This is a genomic window from Pseudomonas sp. Marseille-Q1929 (genome assembly GCF_017316265.1).
Classification (GTDB): Bacteria; Pseudomonadota; Gammaproteobacteria; order Pseudomonadales; family Pseudomonadaceae; genus Aquipseudomonas.
This window is the reverse complement of sequence record NZ_JAFLWU010000027.1, coordinates 26,695-40,796: the sequence shown is the minus strand read 5'-3', so window position 1 is coordinate 40,796 and position 14,102 is coordinate 26,695. Positions and strand designations below refer to the sequence as shown.

Sequence of the window (14,102 nt, the reverse complement as noted above, 5' to 3'; positions counted from 1 at the left end):
GGCTTGCCTGCGATAGCGATACATCAGTCACCCGATATGTGAACTGACAGACCGCAATCGCGGGCAAGCCCGCTCCCACATGGGTTTTGTGTTGGCTGTCAGAGCGACTCCAGGCACCCGGCCAGATCATTCCCCAACTTCTCCAGCACCTGCTCATACCCCTGAGCCGTGGCCGGCGTATAGCCACCCAACGCATCCAACTCCGCCAACTTCACCGGCAAGCCAGCCACCAGTGTCTCAGCCAAGCGCGGACGCAACGGCGGCTCACTGAACACGCAGGTCTTGCCCACTTCCTGCAAACGCGTACGCATCGCGGCCACATGCTGGGCACCTGGCTGCACTTCAGCGGCAACGCTGAACACGCCGGTGTGCTTGAGCCCGTAGGCATCTTCGAAGTAATCGAAGGCTTCATGGAAGACGAAGTAGGGCTTGTCGCCAATCGTCGCCAGACGCGCCTTCAAGCGCGCATCCAACGCATCCAGACGCTCATTGAACGCCTTGACGTTGCTCTGGTAACGCGCGGCATTCGCCGGGTCGGCAGTGGCCAGGTCAGCCGCCATGCGCGCCGCAATCACCCGCGCATTCACCGTGGACAACCACAAGTGCGCATCCAGGCTGCCTGGGCGATGATCGTGATCATGCTCGTCGGCTTCGTCGGCGTGGGAGTGGCTATCTTCGGCGAAACGACGCAGTTTCATCCCTGGAAGGTCCTGCACGGCCACCGTCGCCGCTGTACGACCTTTCAACACGCGCGGCAGGAAGCTCTCCATGTCCGGGCCGATCCAATACAGCAGGTCGACCGACTGCACACGCCGTACGTCGGATGGCCGCAACGCGTAGTTATGCGGCGACGCGCCCGGTGGCAACAACACCTCGGGAACGGCCACACCGTCCTGCACAGCGGCGGCGATCAACTGCAGCGGCTTGATGCTGGTCAGCACCTTGACCTCGGCCTGAGCGGCGCCGGTTACGAACAAACTGGCGACAAATACGACAAAAACGGGAAAAAGTCGGGACACGATGACCACTCAATGGCGTAGGAACGGGTAACATAATAACGTCTCTATCAAATATCTGTCGCCGCTCATGCCTAAAACACCGCTTGCCAGCCGTCCCCACGACCACTCTCACTGCGTGCATACCGCGCTGTCGGAAGCCGACACCCTGTGCGCACAGAAGGGCCTGCGCCTGACCGCCTTGCGTCGCCGCGTGCTGGAACTGGTGTGGCAGAGCCACAAGCCGCTGGGTGCCTACGACATCCTCGGCGTGCTCAGCGAGCAGGACGGCCGCCGCGCCGCGCCGCCTACCGTGTACCGGGCGCTGGATTTCCTGCTGGAGAACGGCCTGGTGCACCGCATCGCTTCGCTCAACGCGTTTGTCGGCTGCAACCACCCGGAACACGCGCACCAGGGCCAGTTCCTGATCTGCCGCGAGTGCCATGCCGCCATCGAGCTTGAACAAAAAAGCATCAGCGACGCCATCATCAAGAGTTCCGCCGACGTCGGTTTCCGGGTCGAAGGGCAAACGGTCGAAGTGGTCGGCCTGTGCTCGGGCTGCCAGGGGGCTTGATGAGCAACGCGTTAATCCGCCTGGAACAGGTCGGGGTCACGTTCGCCGGGCAAGCCGTGCTGGATAACATCGCGCTGAGCGTCGAACCTGGGCAGATCGTCACCCTGATTGGCCCCAACGGCGCCGGCAAGACCACCCTGGTACGCGCCGTGCTTGGCCTGCTCAAGCCCGACACCGGCAGCGTGTGGCGCAAGCCCAAGCTCCGTGTGGGCTACATGCCGCAAAAACTGCACGTCGACCCGACCCTGCCGCTGTCCGTGCTGCGCTTCCTGCGCCTGGTGCCCGGTGTAGACCGCGCCCGCGCCCAGGCCGCACTCAAGGAAGTCGGCGCCGAACAGGTGATCGACAGCCCGGTGCAAAGCATCTCCGGCGGCGAAATGCAGCGCGTGCTGCTGGCCCGCGCCTTGCTGCGCGAGCCGGAACTGCTGGTGCTGGATGAACCCGTGCAAGGCGTCGACGTTGCCGGCCAGGCCGAGCTGTACAGCCTGATCACCCGCCTGCGTGACCGCCATGGCTGCGGCGTGCTGATGGTGTCCCACGACCTGCACCTGGTGATGAGCACCACCGACCAGGTGGTGTGCCTCAACCGTCACGTGTGCTGCTCCGGCCACCCGGAGCAGGTCAGCGGCGACCCGGCGTTCGTCGAGCTGTTCGGCAAGAACGCACAGAGCCTGGCGATCTACCATCACCACCACGACCACGCCCATGATTTGCACGGCGAAGTGGTCGACGATCCCGCCGCACCCCATACCCACGTTCACGGAGATAGCTGCAAGCATGGCTGATTTTCTGCTCTACGCCCTGCTGGCAGGCTTGGCTTTGGCGTTGGTGGCGGGCCCTCTGGGCTCGTTCGTCGTCTGGCGGCGCATGGCCTATTTTGGCGACACCTTGTCCCACGCTGCGCTCCTGGGCGTGGCCATGGGCTTCTTGCTGGATGTCAGCCCGACCATCGCCGTCACCGTCGGCTGCCTGTTGCTGGCGGTGCTGCTGGTGACCCTGCAACAGCGCCAGCCGCTGGCCTCCGACACCCTGCTCGGCATCCTCGCGCCGAGCACCTTGTCCCTGGGCCTGGTGGTGCTGAGTTTCATGCATGAAGTGCGCATCGACCTGATGGCCTACCTGTTTGGCGACCTGCTGGCGATCAGCAGCACCGACCTCGGCTGGATCCTCGGCGGCAGCGCTGTGGTGCTGGTGCTGCTGATAGCCCTGTGGCGCCCACTGCTGGCCATCACCGTGCATGAAGAACTCGCCACCGTCGAAGGCCTGCCCGTGCCGACCCTGCGCATGGCCCTGATGTTGTTGATCGCCGTGGTGATTGCTGTCGCGATGAAGATTGTCGGCGTATTGTTGATCACGTCGCTGCTGATCATTCCCGCAGCCGCCGCCCAGCGCCATGCCCGCTCACCGGAGCAGATGGCGATTGGCGCCAGCCTGCTGGGGATGCTCGCCGTGTGCGGGGGCCTGGCGCTGTCCTGGTTCAAGGACACGCCGGCCGGGCCGTCGATTGTGGTCACGGCCGCCGCGCTGTTTCTGCTGAGTTTTGTCCTGCCCCGTCGAGGGGTGTAGACTTGCTCGCTTTTTGCGCAAATAGAGAGTCGCAGGAATGAAGCCGTTCACCTCCCGTTATCTGCTCCTTGCCGCATTTTCCCTGCTGCTGGGCGCCTGTCAAAGCACACCGCCCGCCGCCGTCCAGGCCCCGGACGCACGCGCTACGGCCATCGCACAGCTGGAGCAAAACCTCGCCAGCAGTGAGCTGGCCACCGCCGAAGACCAGTTGGCCGCGCTGCAAGCCCAGTCGCCCAACGATCCGGCGCTGGAGCCTTACCAGCGCCAATTGGCCGAAGCCTACCTGCAGCGCAGCCAGATCGTCCTGCAAAAAGGCGACGTCAACGCCGCCGCCACCGCCCTCAGCCGCGCCCGCGCCCTGATGCCCAAGGCCCCGGCGCTGACCGGCGGCGTGAACAGCGCCATCAGCCACGCCCGCAAGGCCGAACTGGACCAGGCCGAAGCCGCCCTGAAAGCCGCTGAAGCCAAGCCGGTGGCCAAGGTCATCGACCCGACGGCCGAAAGCACCACCGTGGCGTTGAACCTGCGCGATATTGAAGAACTTCGCCATCAACTGGATGCGATCGCCACCGATGTGGTGAATTACCAGTGTGATGTGAGCATCCAGGTGCCGCGCACCGAAGACTATCCATGGTTGGCCACGCTGCTGACCAAGCGGGTCAAGCGCATTGATTCGGCGTATGACCTGAAGCTGCACCGGCAGATCCTGAAGAAGATCCCGGCGCAGGTTGTGTTGATTCCGCGCAAGGCGCAATAAAGCCATCGCAGGCAAGCCAGCTCCCACATTTTGACTGTGTTCACAAATCAAACTGTGGGAGCTGGCTTGCCTGCGATAGCGATTTAAAAAACAACCAATGACTTAAGCCGGAATCGCCTTAGCCTTCGGCTCCCGATCCCAGACCCGATGCTGGGCAATCGCCGCCACAAACGCCTTCAATGCCTTAGCGTCCCCGCCGACGATCAACCCCGCATCAGCCTCCAGCTTCAACAGCTCCAGCAACTGCTTGGCCTCGCCTACCACCGCAATCGCTTTCAAATGCTTGTAAGCCTCCAGCAGGTAATGCAGCGCCACGCCATCTTCGCTCAACGCCATCACCGACTTGGCGCCGCCGGGCACAAACACCGCGTCGAATGCCACGGACGGCAAGCCTTCCATGGACGCATCCACCGGTAAACTCTTGCCATCCGCCGTAGTGACCGGTGCCGAGGTCGGCCCGAGCACTTTGGCGTGGGCGCCTTCGGCCTTCAGCACTTTCTTCAAGGCGTCGATTGCAGCACCGTCCACGCCATTCGCGGCCAGGATCGCCACCTTGCGCGTCTTGATATCACCCGACAGCAAGTTCGCCTGGCTCAGGGCCGGTGAGCGCGACAACGATACTTTGCGCTCCGGCACCGTGCCTTTTTTCGGCACTGGCAAGCCCAGGTTCTGCGCCACACGCTTGGCCAACTCCAGGTCGATGTTGGCGAGGATCTCATTCACCTGGCGCACACGGATGTGCTCACGCTCCACCTTGCCCAGCTCAAAGCTGTAGGCGGCAATGATGTGCTCCTGCTCATGCTTGCTCATGCTGCGGAAAAACAGGCGCGCCTGGGAGAAGTGATCGCCAAATGACTCACTGCGCTCGCGCACCTTATGGGCATCGATGCGCTCATGGTAGGACTCAAAGCCACCGTCCTGCGCAGCGGACGGGGTTTCCTTCGGCCAGCCGCCATCGATGGAGTTGGGTTCGTACGCCGCGCGCCCTTTGTCGATAGTGGTGCGATGCATGGCATCGCGCTGGCCGTTGTGGAACGGCGCCACCGGACGGTTGATCGGCAACTCATGAAAGTTCGGGCCACCGAGTCGGCTGATCTGCGTATCGGTGTAGGAAAACAGACGGCCCTGCAACAACGGGTCATTGGAGAAGTCGATACCCGGCACGATATGGCCTGGGCAGAAGGCGACCTGCTCGACTTCAGCGAAAAAGTTGTCCGGGTTGCGATTCAGCACCATCTTGCCCAGCGGCGTGATCGGCACCAGTTCTTCTGGGATCAGCTTGGTCGGGTCGAGAATATCGAAGTCGAACGCATGTTCCTTGTCCTCGGGAATGACCTGCACGCCCAATTCCCACTCGGGGTAGTCGCCCATCTCAATCGCTTCCCAGAGATCGCGGCGATGGTAGTCGGTATCTTTACCCGCGAGCTTTTGCGCTTCGTCCCACACCAGCGAGCAGGTGCCGGCCGTAGGACGCCAGTGGAATTTAACGAAGTTGGACGTCCCTTCGGCGTTAATGAAGCGAAAGGTGTGCACCCCAAAACCCTGCATGGCCCGTAGGCTTTTAGGAATCGCCCGATCGGACATTGCCCAAATCACCATGTGCGCCGATTCGGGCTGCAGCGACACGAAGTCCCAGAAGGTGTCGTGGGCCGAACCGCCTGTAGGAATCTCGTTGTGGGGTTCAGGCTTTACCGCGTGGACAAAATCAGGGAACTTGATCGCGTCCTGAATGAAAAACACCGGCATGTTGTTGCCGACCAGGTCGAAGTTACCTTCGTCTGTGAAGAACTTCACGGCAAAACCCCGTACGTCGCGCACCGTATCACCGGAGCCACGGGGGCCCTGCACCGTGGAAAAACGCAGGAATACCGGGGTTTTATGCCCCGGATCACGCAGAAACCCGGCCTTGGTCAGCGCCGCGTGGTTCTCATAGGCCTGGAAGTACCCATGGGCACCGGTGCCCCGCGCATGCACGATGCGCTCCGGGATGCGCTCATGGTCAAAATGCGTGATCTTTTCACGCATGATGAAATCTTCGAGCAGCGAAGGCCCGCGGGCACCGACCTTCAAGCTGTTCTGGTTGTCGGAAATCTTTACGCCCTGGTTAGTACGCAGGGCCTGGCCGGTAGCGTCAGAGCGGAATGCTTCCAAGGCCTCTAGCTTGGCATTGGTGTTCTTACGGTCCAGGGTGTCGGTTCCGGCGAGTTCGCTCTTTGGCTTTTTCGTACTCATCAGTCAAAACTCCTTATTCAGACCCAGGCACGGCACCCGGGAAGCACGTTGCTTAAGTAGTGACTGATGGGGTTTTGGGCCGTTCCTTTTTTATGACCTTTGATCGCGTTATTGCCAAATCGCTGGATGAATGCAAAAGAAATGCTAAGAAAGACTATACGGACAGGCTAAAATGCGCGCCCGGCTAACCGCTGATCCCTTTTCCATGCGCCCCACAAGGTTCGCTACGTGATCGAGTTTCATAACGTCCATAAAACCTACCGCGTCGCCGGTAAGGAAATCCCCGCGCTGCACCCCACCAGCCTGCGCGTCGAGAACGGCCAGGTGTTTGGCTTGATCGGCCACTCCGGTGCGGGAAAAAGTACCCTTTTGCGTCTGATCAACCGCCTGGAACAACCCAGCGGCGGTCAGATCACTGTCGATGGTGAAGAAGTCACCGCTCTGGACGCCAACGGCCTGCGCCGTTTCCGCCAGCAGGTCGGGATGATCTTCCAGCACTTCAACCTGCTCGCGTCCAAGACCGTCGCCGACAACGTGGCGCTGCCACTGACCCTGGCCGGCGAATTGTCGCGCAAGCAAATCGACCTGCGCGTCGCCGAGCTGCTGGCCCGCGTTGGTCTGTCGGATCACGCCAAGAAGTACCCGGCGCAATTGTCCGGCGGCCAGAAACAGCGCGTCGGCATCGCCCGCGCCCTGGCGACCAAGCCGAAGATTCTGCTGTGCGACGAAGCCACCAGCGCCCTCGACCCGCAAACCACCGCGTCGGTCCTGCAACTGTTGGCCGAGATCAACCGCGAGCTGAAACTGACCATCGTGCTGATCACCCATGAAATGGACGTGATCCGCCGCGTCTGCGACCAGGTGGCCGTGATGGACGCCGGCGTCATCGTCGAGCAAGGCTCGGTGGCCGACGTGTTCCTGCACCCAAAACACCCGACCACCAAGCGTTTCGTGCAAGAGTCCGAACAGGTCGATGAAAACGAGCAGCGCGACGACTTCGCCCACGTCCCCGGCCGCATCGTGCGCCTGACGTTCCAGGGCGACGCGACCTACGCGCCGCTGCTGGGCACCGTCGCCCGTGAAACGGGTGTGGACTACAGCATCCTCGCCGGTCGTATCGACCGCATCAAAGACATCCCCTACGGGCAATTGACCCTCGCCGTCACCGGCGGCGACATGGACGCCGCGTTTGCGCGCTTCACCGCCGCAGACGTCCACATGGAGGTCCTGCGCTAATGGAAATCCTGTTGAGCTTCTTCGCCAATATCGACTGGTCGGAAATCTGGCTCGCCACCGGCGACACCATGATCATGCTGTTCGGTTCGCTGTTCTTTACCGTGCTGCTCGGCCTGCCCCTGGGCGTGCTGCTGTTCCTGTGCAGCCCGCGCCAACTGTTCGAACAGAAAGGCCTGTACGCACTGCTGTCGCTGATCGTGAACATCCTGCGTTCGCTGCCGTTCATCATCCTGCTGATCGTGATGATCCCGTTCACCGTGCTGATCACCGGCACGTCGCTGGGCGTGGCCGGTGCGATTCCGCCACTGGTGGTCGGTGCCACGCCGTTCTTCGCGCGCCTGGTGGAAACCGCCCTGCGTGAAGTGGACCGCGGCATCATCGAAGCCACCCAGTCGATGGGCGCCACTACGCGTCAGATTATTACCAACGCCTTGCTGCCCGAAGCACGCCCCGGCATTTTTGCGGCGATTACGGTGACGGCAATTACACTGGTTTCCTACACGGCGATGGCCGGTGTGGTCGGCGCCGGTGGCCTGGGCGACCTGGCGATCCGTTTCGGTTACCAGCGTTTCCAGACCGATGTGATGGTGGTCACCGTGGTGATGCTGTTGATCCTGGTGCAAATTCTGCAAACCGTCGGCGACAAGCTGGTGGTGCACTTTTCTCGAAAATAACGGCCATTGCCGACGATTTGTCGGCAAATGCCCGAACAAGGAGCTTGCTGGATGAAAATACTACTGGTTGCTTTCGCCGCCGTTGCCGCGTTTTCCGCCCACGCCGAGACCATCACGGTCGCGGCCTCGCCGGTGCCGCACGCGGAAATCCTCGAATTCGTGAAACCGGCCCTGGCCAAAGAAGGCGTGGACTTGCAGGTCAAGGTCTTCACCGACTACGTGCAGCCCAACGTACAGGTCGCGGAAAAGCGCCTGGACGCCAACTTCTTCCAGCACCAGCCGTACCTGGATGAGTTCAACAAGGCCAAGGGCACGCACCTGGTGAGCGTTGGCGCCGTGCACCTGGAGCCCCTGGGCGCTTACTCCAGCAAGTACAAGACCCTCGCCGAGCTGCCGGACGGCGCCAACGTGGTGATCCCGAACGACGCCACCAACGGCGGCCGCGCGCTGCTGCTGCTGGCCAAGCACAACCTGATCACCCTGAAGGACCCGACCAACATCCTGTCGACCATCAAGGACATCACCGGTAACAGCAAGAAACTGAAGTTCCGCGAGCTGGAAGCCGCCACCCTGCCGCGCGTACTGACCCAGGTTGATCTGGCGCTGATCAACACCAACTACGCCCTGGAAGCCAAGCTGGACCCTTCCAAGGACGCACTGGTCATCGAAGGCAGCGACTCGCCTTACGTGAACATCCTGGTGACCCGCGAAGACAACAAGGATTCGGACGCGGTGAAGAAGCTGGTTGCAGCCCTGCACACACCGGAAGTGAAGAAATTCATCGAAGAGAAGTACAAAGGCGCGATCAAGCCGGCGTTCTGATCTGACTCGATCTCCCCTACACCGGAGATCAAAAAAATGTGGGAGCTGGCTTGTGTGGGAGCTGGCTTGCCTGCGATGCAGGCACCGAGGTGTGTCAGTCACACCAAGGTGATGCAATCGCAGGCAAGCCAGCTCCCACACAAGCCCGGCTCCCACTTTTGTTTTGTGTTGTTTGTTATTGGCGCTGCAGCAACACCGGCAACTGCACCACCAACTTCTGGTTATTCAACGGCGCCCGAATAAACCCACGCTGCGTCCCGTCCGGCCCGATCAGCGCCAGGTTGCCGCTGTGGTCCACCGTGTAGTTCGGCTTGCTGGTATCCGCCGGAATGAACGGGATGCTCACCGCATTCGAGACCTTCTGCACCTCCTCCACATTCGCGCCGGTCAGGCCAACAAACTGCGGGTCGAAGTAGCCCAGGTATTGCTTGAGCTGGGTCGGCGTGTCGCGGTTGGGGTCAACGCTGACCAGGATCACCTGCAACTTGTCCACCGCCTCCTTGGGCAGCTCGCTCTTGATCTGGCGCAGCTGGGCGAGGGTGGTCGGGCAGATGTCCGGGCAGAAGGTGTAGCCGAAGAACAGCAGGCTCCACTTGCCCTTCAACTCATTGACCAGCACCGGCTGGCCTTCCTGGTCTGTCATGGTCACTGGCGGCAGTTGGCGGCTTTGCGGTAGCAAGATGATGCCGGCATCGATCAGCGCGGTGGGGTCGCCCTGACCTTTGCCACTGAGCACTTTGTTGACGGTCAGGCCCATGATCAACGCGACAATGGCCACCAGGATAAAGACGGTTTTTTGAGTACGAGTCATAGGCTCAACAGTAGGTAGTGGTCGACGAGCAGGGCGATAAACAGCAGCAGCAAGTACCAGATAGAGTACTTGAAGGTGTTGATCGCCGCGTGCGGCTGAGCGCCACGGTACAACACCAAGGCCCATTGCAGAAAGCGCGCGCCCAATAAGAGGGCACACCCCAGATAGAGCACGCCGCTCATATGAATGACAAAGGGCATCAGGCTCACCGCCAGCAGGGCGAAGGTGTAGAGCAGGATATGCACCTTGGTGTAGTGCTCGCCGTGGGTGACCGGCAGCATCGGGATGTCGGCCTTGGCGTATTCCTCCTTGCGATGGATGGCCAGGGCCCAGAAGTGCGGCGGGGTCCAGGCGAAGATGATCAGCACCAGCAGCAAAGGTTCGGCGCTGATATGGCCGGTGACGGCGACCCAACCCAGCAGCGGAGGCGCCGCACCGGCCAAGCCGCCGATCACGATATTCTGTGGCGTCGCCCGCTTGAGAAAGCCGGTGTAGATCACCGCATAACCCAACAGCGAAGCCAACGTCAGCCACGCCGCCAACGGGTTGGTGAACGCCAGCAACAGGGCCAGCCCTGCAACCGCCAGTAACAATGCAAAGACCAGCGCCGCCACGGGCGACACACGTCCTTCGGCCAACGGCCGCTTGTGGGTGCGCGCCATCACCGCATCGATCCGCCGATCCACCACATGATTGACCGCCGCCGCACCGCCGGCACACAGGGCAATCCCCAGGTTGCCAAACACCAACACCGCCCACGGCACGCCGGCGCGGGTGGCGAGGAACATGCCCACCAGCGAGGTGACGAGCATCAGCACCACCACTTTCGGCTTGGTCAGCTCCAAATAGTCACGCCATATCGCCTGGTTTTGCCGCGCACCAGTCAAGGTCGCCATGGCATCTCTCCTTTAAGGGTGATGAGGCCCGAGACGTGTTTGCGCGGGATAAAACGCCAGCCGAACGGCAACTGATTGCGCACCCGCACCAGGCTGGTACGGGCGTGGTAGTTGACCAGCACCAGCGTCAGCAGCAACGCCGCGCCGCCGGCGTTATGCCCGACTGCCACCGGCAGCGGCAGGTGGAAATACACATTGCTCAAGCCCAGGCAGATTTGCGCGCCCAGGGCGATCAGCAGCAGGCCGGCCAAACGGGTCATGCCCACGGCGCGCAGTTGCCAGGCCAGGCCCAGCAACACCAGCGAAAGCACCACCGCGCCCAGGCGATGGGTCAGGTGAATCGCCGTACGCGCCTCGCTGTCCAGTTGCCCACCCAAATAGTTGGGCCCGATGTGCTGGGTCAGGTGAAAGCCATTGGCAAAGTCCGCCGCCGGCCACCACTCGCCATGACACGTCGGCAGGTCGATACAGGCCACCGCCGCATAGTTGGAGCTGACCCAGCCGCCCAGCGCAATCTGCCCGATTACCAGCACCAGCCCGGCCGTCGCCCAGTACTGCAGACGCTTGGGCACGATCAGCGCGGGCAGCACGCCTGACAGGCGCAGCGTCAGCAGAAACAGCAGGCTCAAGGTGGCAAAGCCGCCCAGCAGATGCCCGGTCACCACCTGCGGCCACAGCTTCAACGTCACCGTCCACATGCCAAATGCGGCCTGGGCAATCACCACCGCCAACAGGAACAGCGGCAGTTTCACCGGTTGGCCTGGGTCACGGCGATGGCTCCACGAGCGCGCGGCCAGCAACGCGATCAACAACCCCAAGGAGCCGGCGAAGTAGCGATGAATCATCTCGCTCCAGCCCTTGTCCGCCTCCACCGGTGTATCGGGGAAGTGCAATTCGGCATGGGCCAGCTGGGTTTCGCTTTGCGGCACGCTGATAAAGCCGTAGCAACCCGGCCAGTCCGGGCAACCGAGGCCGGCGTGGGTCAGGCGGGTATAGGCGCCGAGCAATACGACGATCAACGCCAGCAAGGTGGCAAACAACGCGAGGCGAAATCCAGGTTTGGCCATGACGATGCCCTTATCCGATATTCGACAGTTTCAGCAGGTGGCGCAGGTCGTTGAGCAAGTCCTTGCCCTTGACCGTGGCGTCGTAGCGCAACACCAGGTTGCCGTGGGGATCGACGATCCATAGCTGCGCATCGCCTGGCGCGGCGGCGTCCTTGCGGAACGTCGGCAGGTCCAGCGGGTAACGTTGCAGTTGCGGATATTCGGCCTTCAGCTTGGCCTCGTACTCGGCGCCCACCGGCTGCGCACTGGCCAAGGCATGGCTGGCGCGCGATGCATCACGCCCCAGGCCGATTTGCAGTTGGCGCGCCAGGTACACCAGTTGCTGGCAGTCGGAAGCGCAGGCGGCGGGTGCGGTGACCAATAGCTGCCAGCGCTCTTCATCGGCCTGCACGCCGATGTCGGCGCGGGTCTGGCCGTTGCCGATCATCTCGCCGTGGTAGCTGCGGCTGTCCGGCACCCAGAACTGCAATTTGTACATGAACGTGGCAAGCACCATCGGGCCGATCACCATCATCAGGATCAGGATCAACTGCCAGCGGCCTTTGCGCCGGTCCGGCGTCTCAGACATGTTGAGTGGATTCATGGCCGCTCCCATGGGACTTCTCCTTTGTGTTGTGCCAGCCGAGGTAGAGGTACAGCGCGAGCAACGCCAGGGCCATGGCGAACCATTGCACGGCGTAGGCGAGGTGTTTTTCCGGGCCCATGGCGACCACGGCCCAAGTGGTGTCGTACGTACCGGGGCCGGCTTCGGCGCGCAGCTCGTAGGCAAAGCCGCTGCGACCCAGTTCCGCCCACAGCTCGCCAGGGTGCAAGGCGGTCAACAGGCGCGGCCATTGCGCGGTCGTCGGGTCGGCATGCAGCTGGAAGGTTTCGCCGGGGGCGACATACACCCAGGCGTCGAGATTCACCGGCGTAGCCGGTGTGGTGAAGGCGGGCGGGGTGCGTCGGTCTGGCCAGGGCAGCCAGCCGCGATTGAGCAACAGCCAGAGGCCGCTGGCCTGGTCGTGGAAGGGTTGCAGCAGCTCTACGCCGGCCTTGCCGTCGCGCATGCGGTTGTCGAGCAACACGCTGTGTTCGGCGTCAAATTGGCCGCGCAAGCGCACGCGGCGAAAGGCCGGGTCAGGCATGTCGTTGAGTTGCGCGCTGCTGATCGGCTCCGCCGCGCGCCGCTCGGCGTAACTGTCCACCAGCAGCTGCTTTTCATGGCCGCGAGACAGTTGCCAAAACCCCAGGCCTACCATCAAGGGCAGCAGCACCAACACCACCAGTGTCGGCGCGATCCCGGGACTAAAGCATTTTATGGCGCTGGCTATACTTGTTTTCATTGCCCGCCCATCCCATTGGAGCCCGACCATGCTCAAAGCCGCTATTGCCCTGATGCTGATCGCGACCGTTGTGAGCCTGTTCAGTGGCTTGTTCTTCCTGGTCAAGGACGAGGGCAACTCCAATCGCCTCGTCACTGCCTTGACCGTGCGTGTCGTGTTCGCCGTGATCACCCTGGCATTGATTACCTGGGGCTTTTTCAGCGGCCAGCTGGTTTCTCACGCGCCGTGGTAAATCGCCTCACAGCACATAGACGAAGAAAAACAGGCCGATCCACACCACATCCACAAAGTGCCAATACCAGCTCGCCGCTTCGAAGCCGAACTGATGCTCGGCATTGAAGTGCCCCTTGAGGATGCGCATCAGCATCACAAACAGAATGATCGTGCCGATGGTCACGTGGGCGCCGTGGAAACCGGTGAGCATGAAGAACGTCGCGCCGTACACGCCCGAGCCCAAGGTCAGGCCCAGCTCTTTATAGGCGTGGATGTATTCCTCGGCCTGGAACCCGAGAAACGCCAACCCCAGCAGCACGGTGATCGCCAGCCAGATCTTCAGCGCCCCGCGATGACCTTTGCGCAACGCGTGGTGAGCAATGGTGATGGTCACGCTGGAACTCACCAGCAAGATGGTGTTGACCAGCGGCAGGCCCCACGGGCTGATCGTGCCTTCGGGCGCGGGGTACAGTTTTGGGTCAGGGTTGTTGAGCAACGGCCAGGCAAACTCGAAGTTCGGCCACAGCATGTGCGCGATGCCTTTTGAGCCCTCGCCCGCCAGCCACGGCGCCGACATGTGCCGTACATAAAACAGTGCACCGAAGAATGCGATAAAGAACATCACCTCGGAAAAGATGAACCAGGTCATGCCCCATCGGAACGAGCGGTCCATCTGCGGACTGTACAAACCGGCGCGGCTTTCCTTGATCACCGCGCCGAACCAGCCAAACAACATGTAGGCCAGCAACAGCCCGCCGACGAAAAAGATCCACGGGCCGTGGGATTCCGGGCGCGCGGCCTTGAGATCGTTGAACCACACGGCCAGGCCGTACACCGTGACCAGCATGCCAACCGTGGCAATTATTGGCCATTTGCTTTGCGCTGGTACGTAGTACGTATCATGAGACGACATGTATTCGCTCTCCTGATTGAG

At 61.9% G+C, this 14,102-nt stretch carries 16 protein-coding genes; 8 read left to right on the top strand and 8 right to left on the bottom strand.

The genetic code is table 11. The features are described from left to right. Positions 1 to 98: 98 nt before the first annotated feature. Positions 99 to 1,028, bottom strand: a complete 930-nt coding sequence (locus tag J1G37_RS23590) for a zinc ABC transporter substrate-binding protein (RefSeq protein WP_207045662.1) — start codon at positions 1,026 to 1,028, stop codon at positions 99 to 101. 46 nt (positions 1,029 to 1,074) lie between these two features. Between J1G37_RS23590 and J1G37_RS23585 the strand changes: the two genes are divergently transcribed. From J1G37_RS23585 to J1G37_RS23570, 4 genes are read left to right on the top strand one after another with little or no spacing between them, the layout of a single operon-like run. Continuing rightward, positions 1,075 to 1,569 (top strand): Fur family transcriptional regulator, encoded by a 495-nt coding sequence (locus J1G37_RS23585; RefSeq protein ID WP_169898891.1) that lies wholly within the window; start codon positions 1,075 to 1,077, stop codon positions 1,567 to 1,569. After that, positions 1,569 to 2,354 carry a zinc ABC transporter ATP-binding protein ZnuC gene (znuC, locus tag J1G37_RS23580; RefSeq protein WP_017734695.1) on the top strand — a complete coding sequence of 262 codons (786 nt, stop codon included), beginning with the start codon at positions 1,569 to 1,571 and terminating at the stop codon, positions 2,352 to 2,354. The genes J1G37_RS23585 and znuC overlap by 1 nt, the downstream gene beginning before the upstream one ends. After that, the gene (znuB, locus tag J1G37_RS23575) at positions 2,347 to 3,135 is read left to right on the top strand and encodes a zinc ABC transporter permease subunit ZnuB (RefSeq protein WP_017734696.1); all 789 of its coding nucleotides are present in this window, start codon (positions 2,347 to 2,349) and stop codon (positions 3,133 to 3,135) included. The genes znuC and znuB overlap by 8 nt, the downstream gene beginning before the upstream one ends. Before the next feature lie 37 nt (positions 3,136 to 3,172). Beyond that, entirely contained in the window at positions 3,173 to 3,892 is a 720-nt protein-coding gene (locus J1G37_RS23570) for a PA5502 family lipoprotein (RefSeq protein WP_207045660.1), read from the top strand. 102 nt (positions 3,893 to 3,994) lie between these two features. Here J1G37_RS23570 and katE read toward each other — a convergent pair whose 3' ends face one another. Further along, on the bottom strand, positions 3,995 to 6,124 hold the full coding sequence (gene katE / locus J1G37_RS23565) for a catalase HPII (RefSeq protein ID WP_207045659.1): 2,130 nt from the start codon (positions 6,122 to 6,124) through the stop codon (positions 3,995 to 3,997). Between the two features lie 228 nt (positions 6,125 to 6,352). Here katE and J1G37_RS23560 point away from each other — a divergent pair, with 228 nt between their 5' ends. Genes J1G37_RS23560 through J1G37_RS23550 form a run of 3 tightly spaced genes read left to right on the top strand, consistent with a single transcriptional unit; the run spans position 6,353 to position 8,856 of the window. Continuing rightward, the gene (locus tag J1G37_RS23560; protein ID WP_017734699.1) at positions 6,353 to 7,360 is read left to right on the top strand and encodes a methionine ABC transporter ATP-binding protein; all 1,008 of its coding nucleotides are present in this window, start codon (positions 6,353 to 6,355) and stop codon (positions 7,358 to 7,360) included. Continuing rightward, on the top strand, positions 7,360 to 8,034 hold the full coding sequence (locus J1G37_RS23555) for a methionine ABC transporter permease (protein ID WP_207045656.1): 675 nt from the start codon (positions 7,360 to 7,362) through the stop codon (positions 8,032 to 8,034). Before J1G37_RS23560 ends, J1G37_RS23555 begins: the two co-directional genes overlap by 1 nt. Before the next feature lie 51 nt (positions 8,035 to 8,085). Further along, positions 8,086 to 8,856 (top strand): MetQ/NlpA family ABC transporter substrate-binding protein, encoded by a 771-nt coding sequence (locus tag J1G37_RS23550; protein WP_207045653.1) that lies wholly within the window; start codon positions 8,086 to 8,088, stop codon positions 8,854 to 8,856. Between the two features lie 175 nt (positions 8,857 to 9,031). On the opposite strand, the gene J1G37_RS23545 is transcribed toward J1G37_RS23550, so the two are convergent. From J1G37_RS23545 to J1G37_RS23525, 5 genes are read right to left on the bottom strand one after another with little or no spacing between them, the layout of a single operon-like run. Next, positions 9,032 to 9,667: an SCO family protein gene (locus tag J1G37_RS23545; RefSeq protein ID WP_207045652.1), complete on the bottom strand. Its 636-nt coding sequence runs from the start codon at positions 9,665 to 9,667 to the stop codon at positions 9,032 to 9,034. Further along, a complete protein-coding gene (gene cyoE / locus J1G37_RS23540) occupies positions 9,664 to 10,563 on the bottom strand; it encodes a heme o synthase (protein ID WP_207045650.1) in 900 nt (299 codons plus the stop codon). Before cyoE ends, J1G37_RS23545 begins: the two co-directional genes overlap by 4 nt. Next, a complete protein-coding gene (locus J1G37_RS23535; RefSeq protein WP_207045648.1) occupies positions 10,551 to 11,630 on the bottom strand; it encodes a COX15/CtaA family protein in 1,080 nt (359 codons plus the stop codon). The genes cyoE and J1G37_RS23535 overlap by 13 nt, the downstream gene beginning before the upstream one ends. 10 nt (positions 11,631 to 11,640) lie before the next feature. Next, on the bottom strand, positions 11,641 to 12,225 hold the full coding sequence (locus J1G37_RS23530; protein WP_207045646.1) for a hypothetical protein: 585 nt from the start codon (positions 12,223 to 12,225) through the stop codon (positions 11,641 to 11,643). Then, positions 12,191 to 12,955: an SURF1 family protein gene (locus J1G37_RS23525; protein ID WP_207045644.1), complete on the bottom strand. Its 765-nt coding sequence runs from the start codon at positions 12,953 to 12,955 to the stop codon at positions 12,191 to 12,193. The genes J1G37_RS23530 and J1G37_RS23525 overlap by 35 nt, the downstream gene beginning before the upstream one ends. Before the next feature lie 28 nt (positions 12,956 to 12,983). Here J1G37_RS23525 and J1G37_RS23520 point away from each other — a divergent pair, with 28 nt between their 5' ends. Continuing rightward, entirely contained in the window at positions 12,984 to 13,187 is a 204-nt protein-coding gene (locus J1G37_RS23520) for a twin transmembrane helix small protein (RefSeq protein WP_017734707.1), read from the top strand. 6 nt (positions 13,188 to 13,193) lie between these two features. Here J1G37_RS23520 and J1G37_RS23515 read toward each other — a convergent pair whose 3' ends face one another. Beyond that, the gene (locus tag J1G37_RS23515) at positions 13,194 to 14,081 is read right to left on the bottom strand and encodes a cytochrome c oxidase subunit 3 (protein ID WP_124527072.1); all 888 of its coding nucleotides are present in this window, start codon (positions 14,079 to 14,081) and stop codon (positions 13,194 to 13,196) included. Positions 14,082 to 14,102: the final 21 nt, after the last annotated feature.

Coding starts and splice junctions, on each gene's coding strand:
- katE (WP_207045659.1), bottom strand. CDS start 6,124: ATGAGTACGAAAAAGCCAAAGAGCGAACTCGCCGGAACCGACACCCTG.
- J1G37_RS23515 (WP_124527072.1), bottom strand. CDS start 14,081: ATGTCGTCTCATGATACGTACTACGTACCAGCGCAAAGCAAATGGCCA.
- J1G37_RS23555 (WP_207045656.1), top strand. CDS start 7,360: ATGGAAATCCTGTTGAGCTTCTTCGCCAATATCGACTGGTCGGAAATC.
- znuC (WP_017734695.1), top strand. CDS start 1,569: ATGAGCAACGCGTTAATCCGCCTGGAACAGGTCGGGGTCACGTTCGCC.
- J1G37_RS23520 (WP_017734707.1), top strand. CDS start 12,984: ATGCTCAAAGCCGCTATTGCCCTGATGCTGATCGCGACCGTTGTGAGC.
- J1G37_RS23525 (WP_207045644.1), bottom strand. CDS start 12,955: ATGAAAACAAGTATAGCCAGCGCCATAAAATGCTTTAGTCCCGGGATC.
- J1G37_RS23545 (WP_207045652.1), bottom strand. CDS start 9,667: ATGACTCGTACTCAAAAAACCGTCTTTATCCTGGTGGCCATTGTCGCG.
- cyoE (WP_207045650.1), bottom strand. CDS start 10,563: ATGGCGACCTTGACTGGTGCGCGGCAAAACCAGGCGATATGGCGTGAC.
- J1G37_RS23530 (WP_207045646.1), bottom strand. CDS start 12,225: ATGGGAGCGGCCATGAATCCACTCAACATGTCTGAGACGCCGGACCGG.
- J1G37_RS23535 (WP_207045648.1), bottom strand. CDS start 11,630: ATGGCCAAACCTGGATTTCGCCTCGCGTTGTTTGCCACCTTGCTGGCG.
- J1G37_RS23570 (WP_207045660.1), top strand. CDS start 3,173: ATGAAGCCGTTCACCTCCCGTTATCTGCTCCTTGCCGCATTTTCCCTG.
- znuB (WP_017734696.1), top strand. CDS start 2,347: ATGGCTGATTTTCTGCTCTACGCCCTGCTGGCAGGCTTGGCTTTGGCG.
- J1G37_RS23550 (WP_207045653.1), top strand. CDS start 8,086: ATGAAAATACTACTGGTTGCTTTCGCCGCCGTTGCCGCGTTTTCCGCC.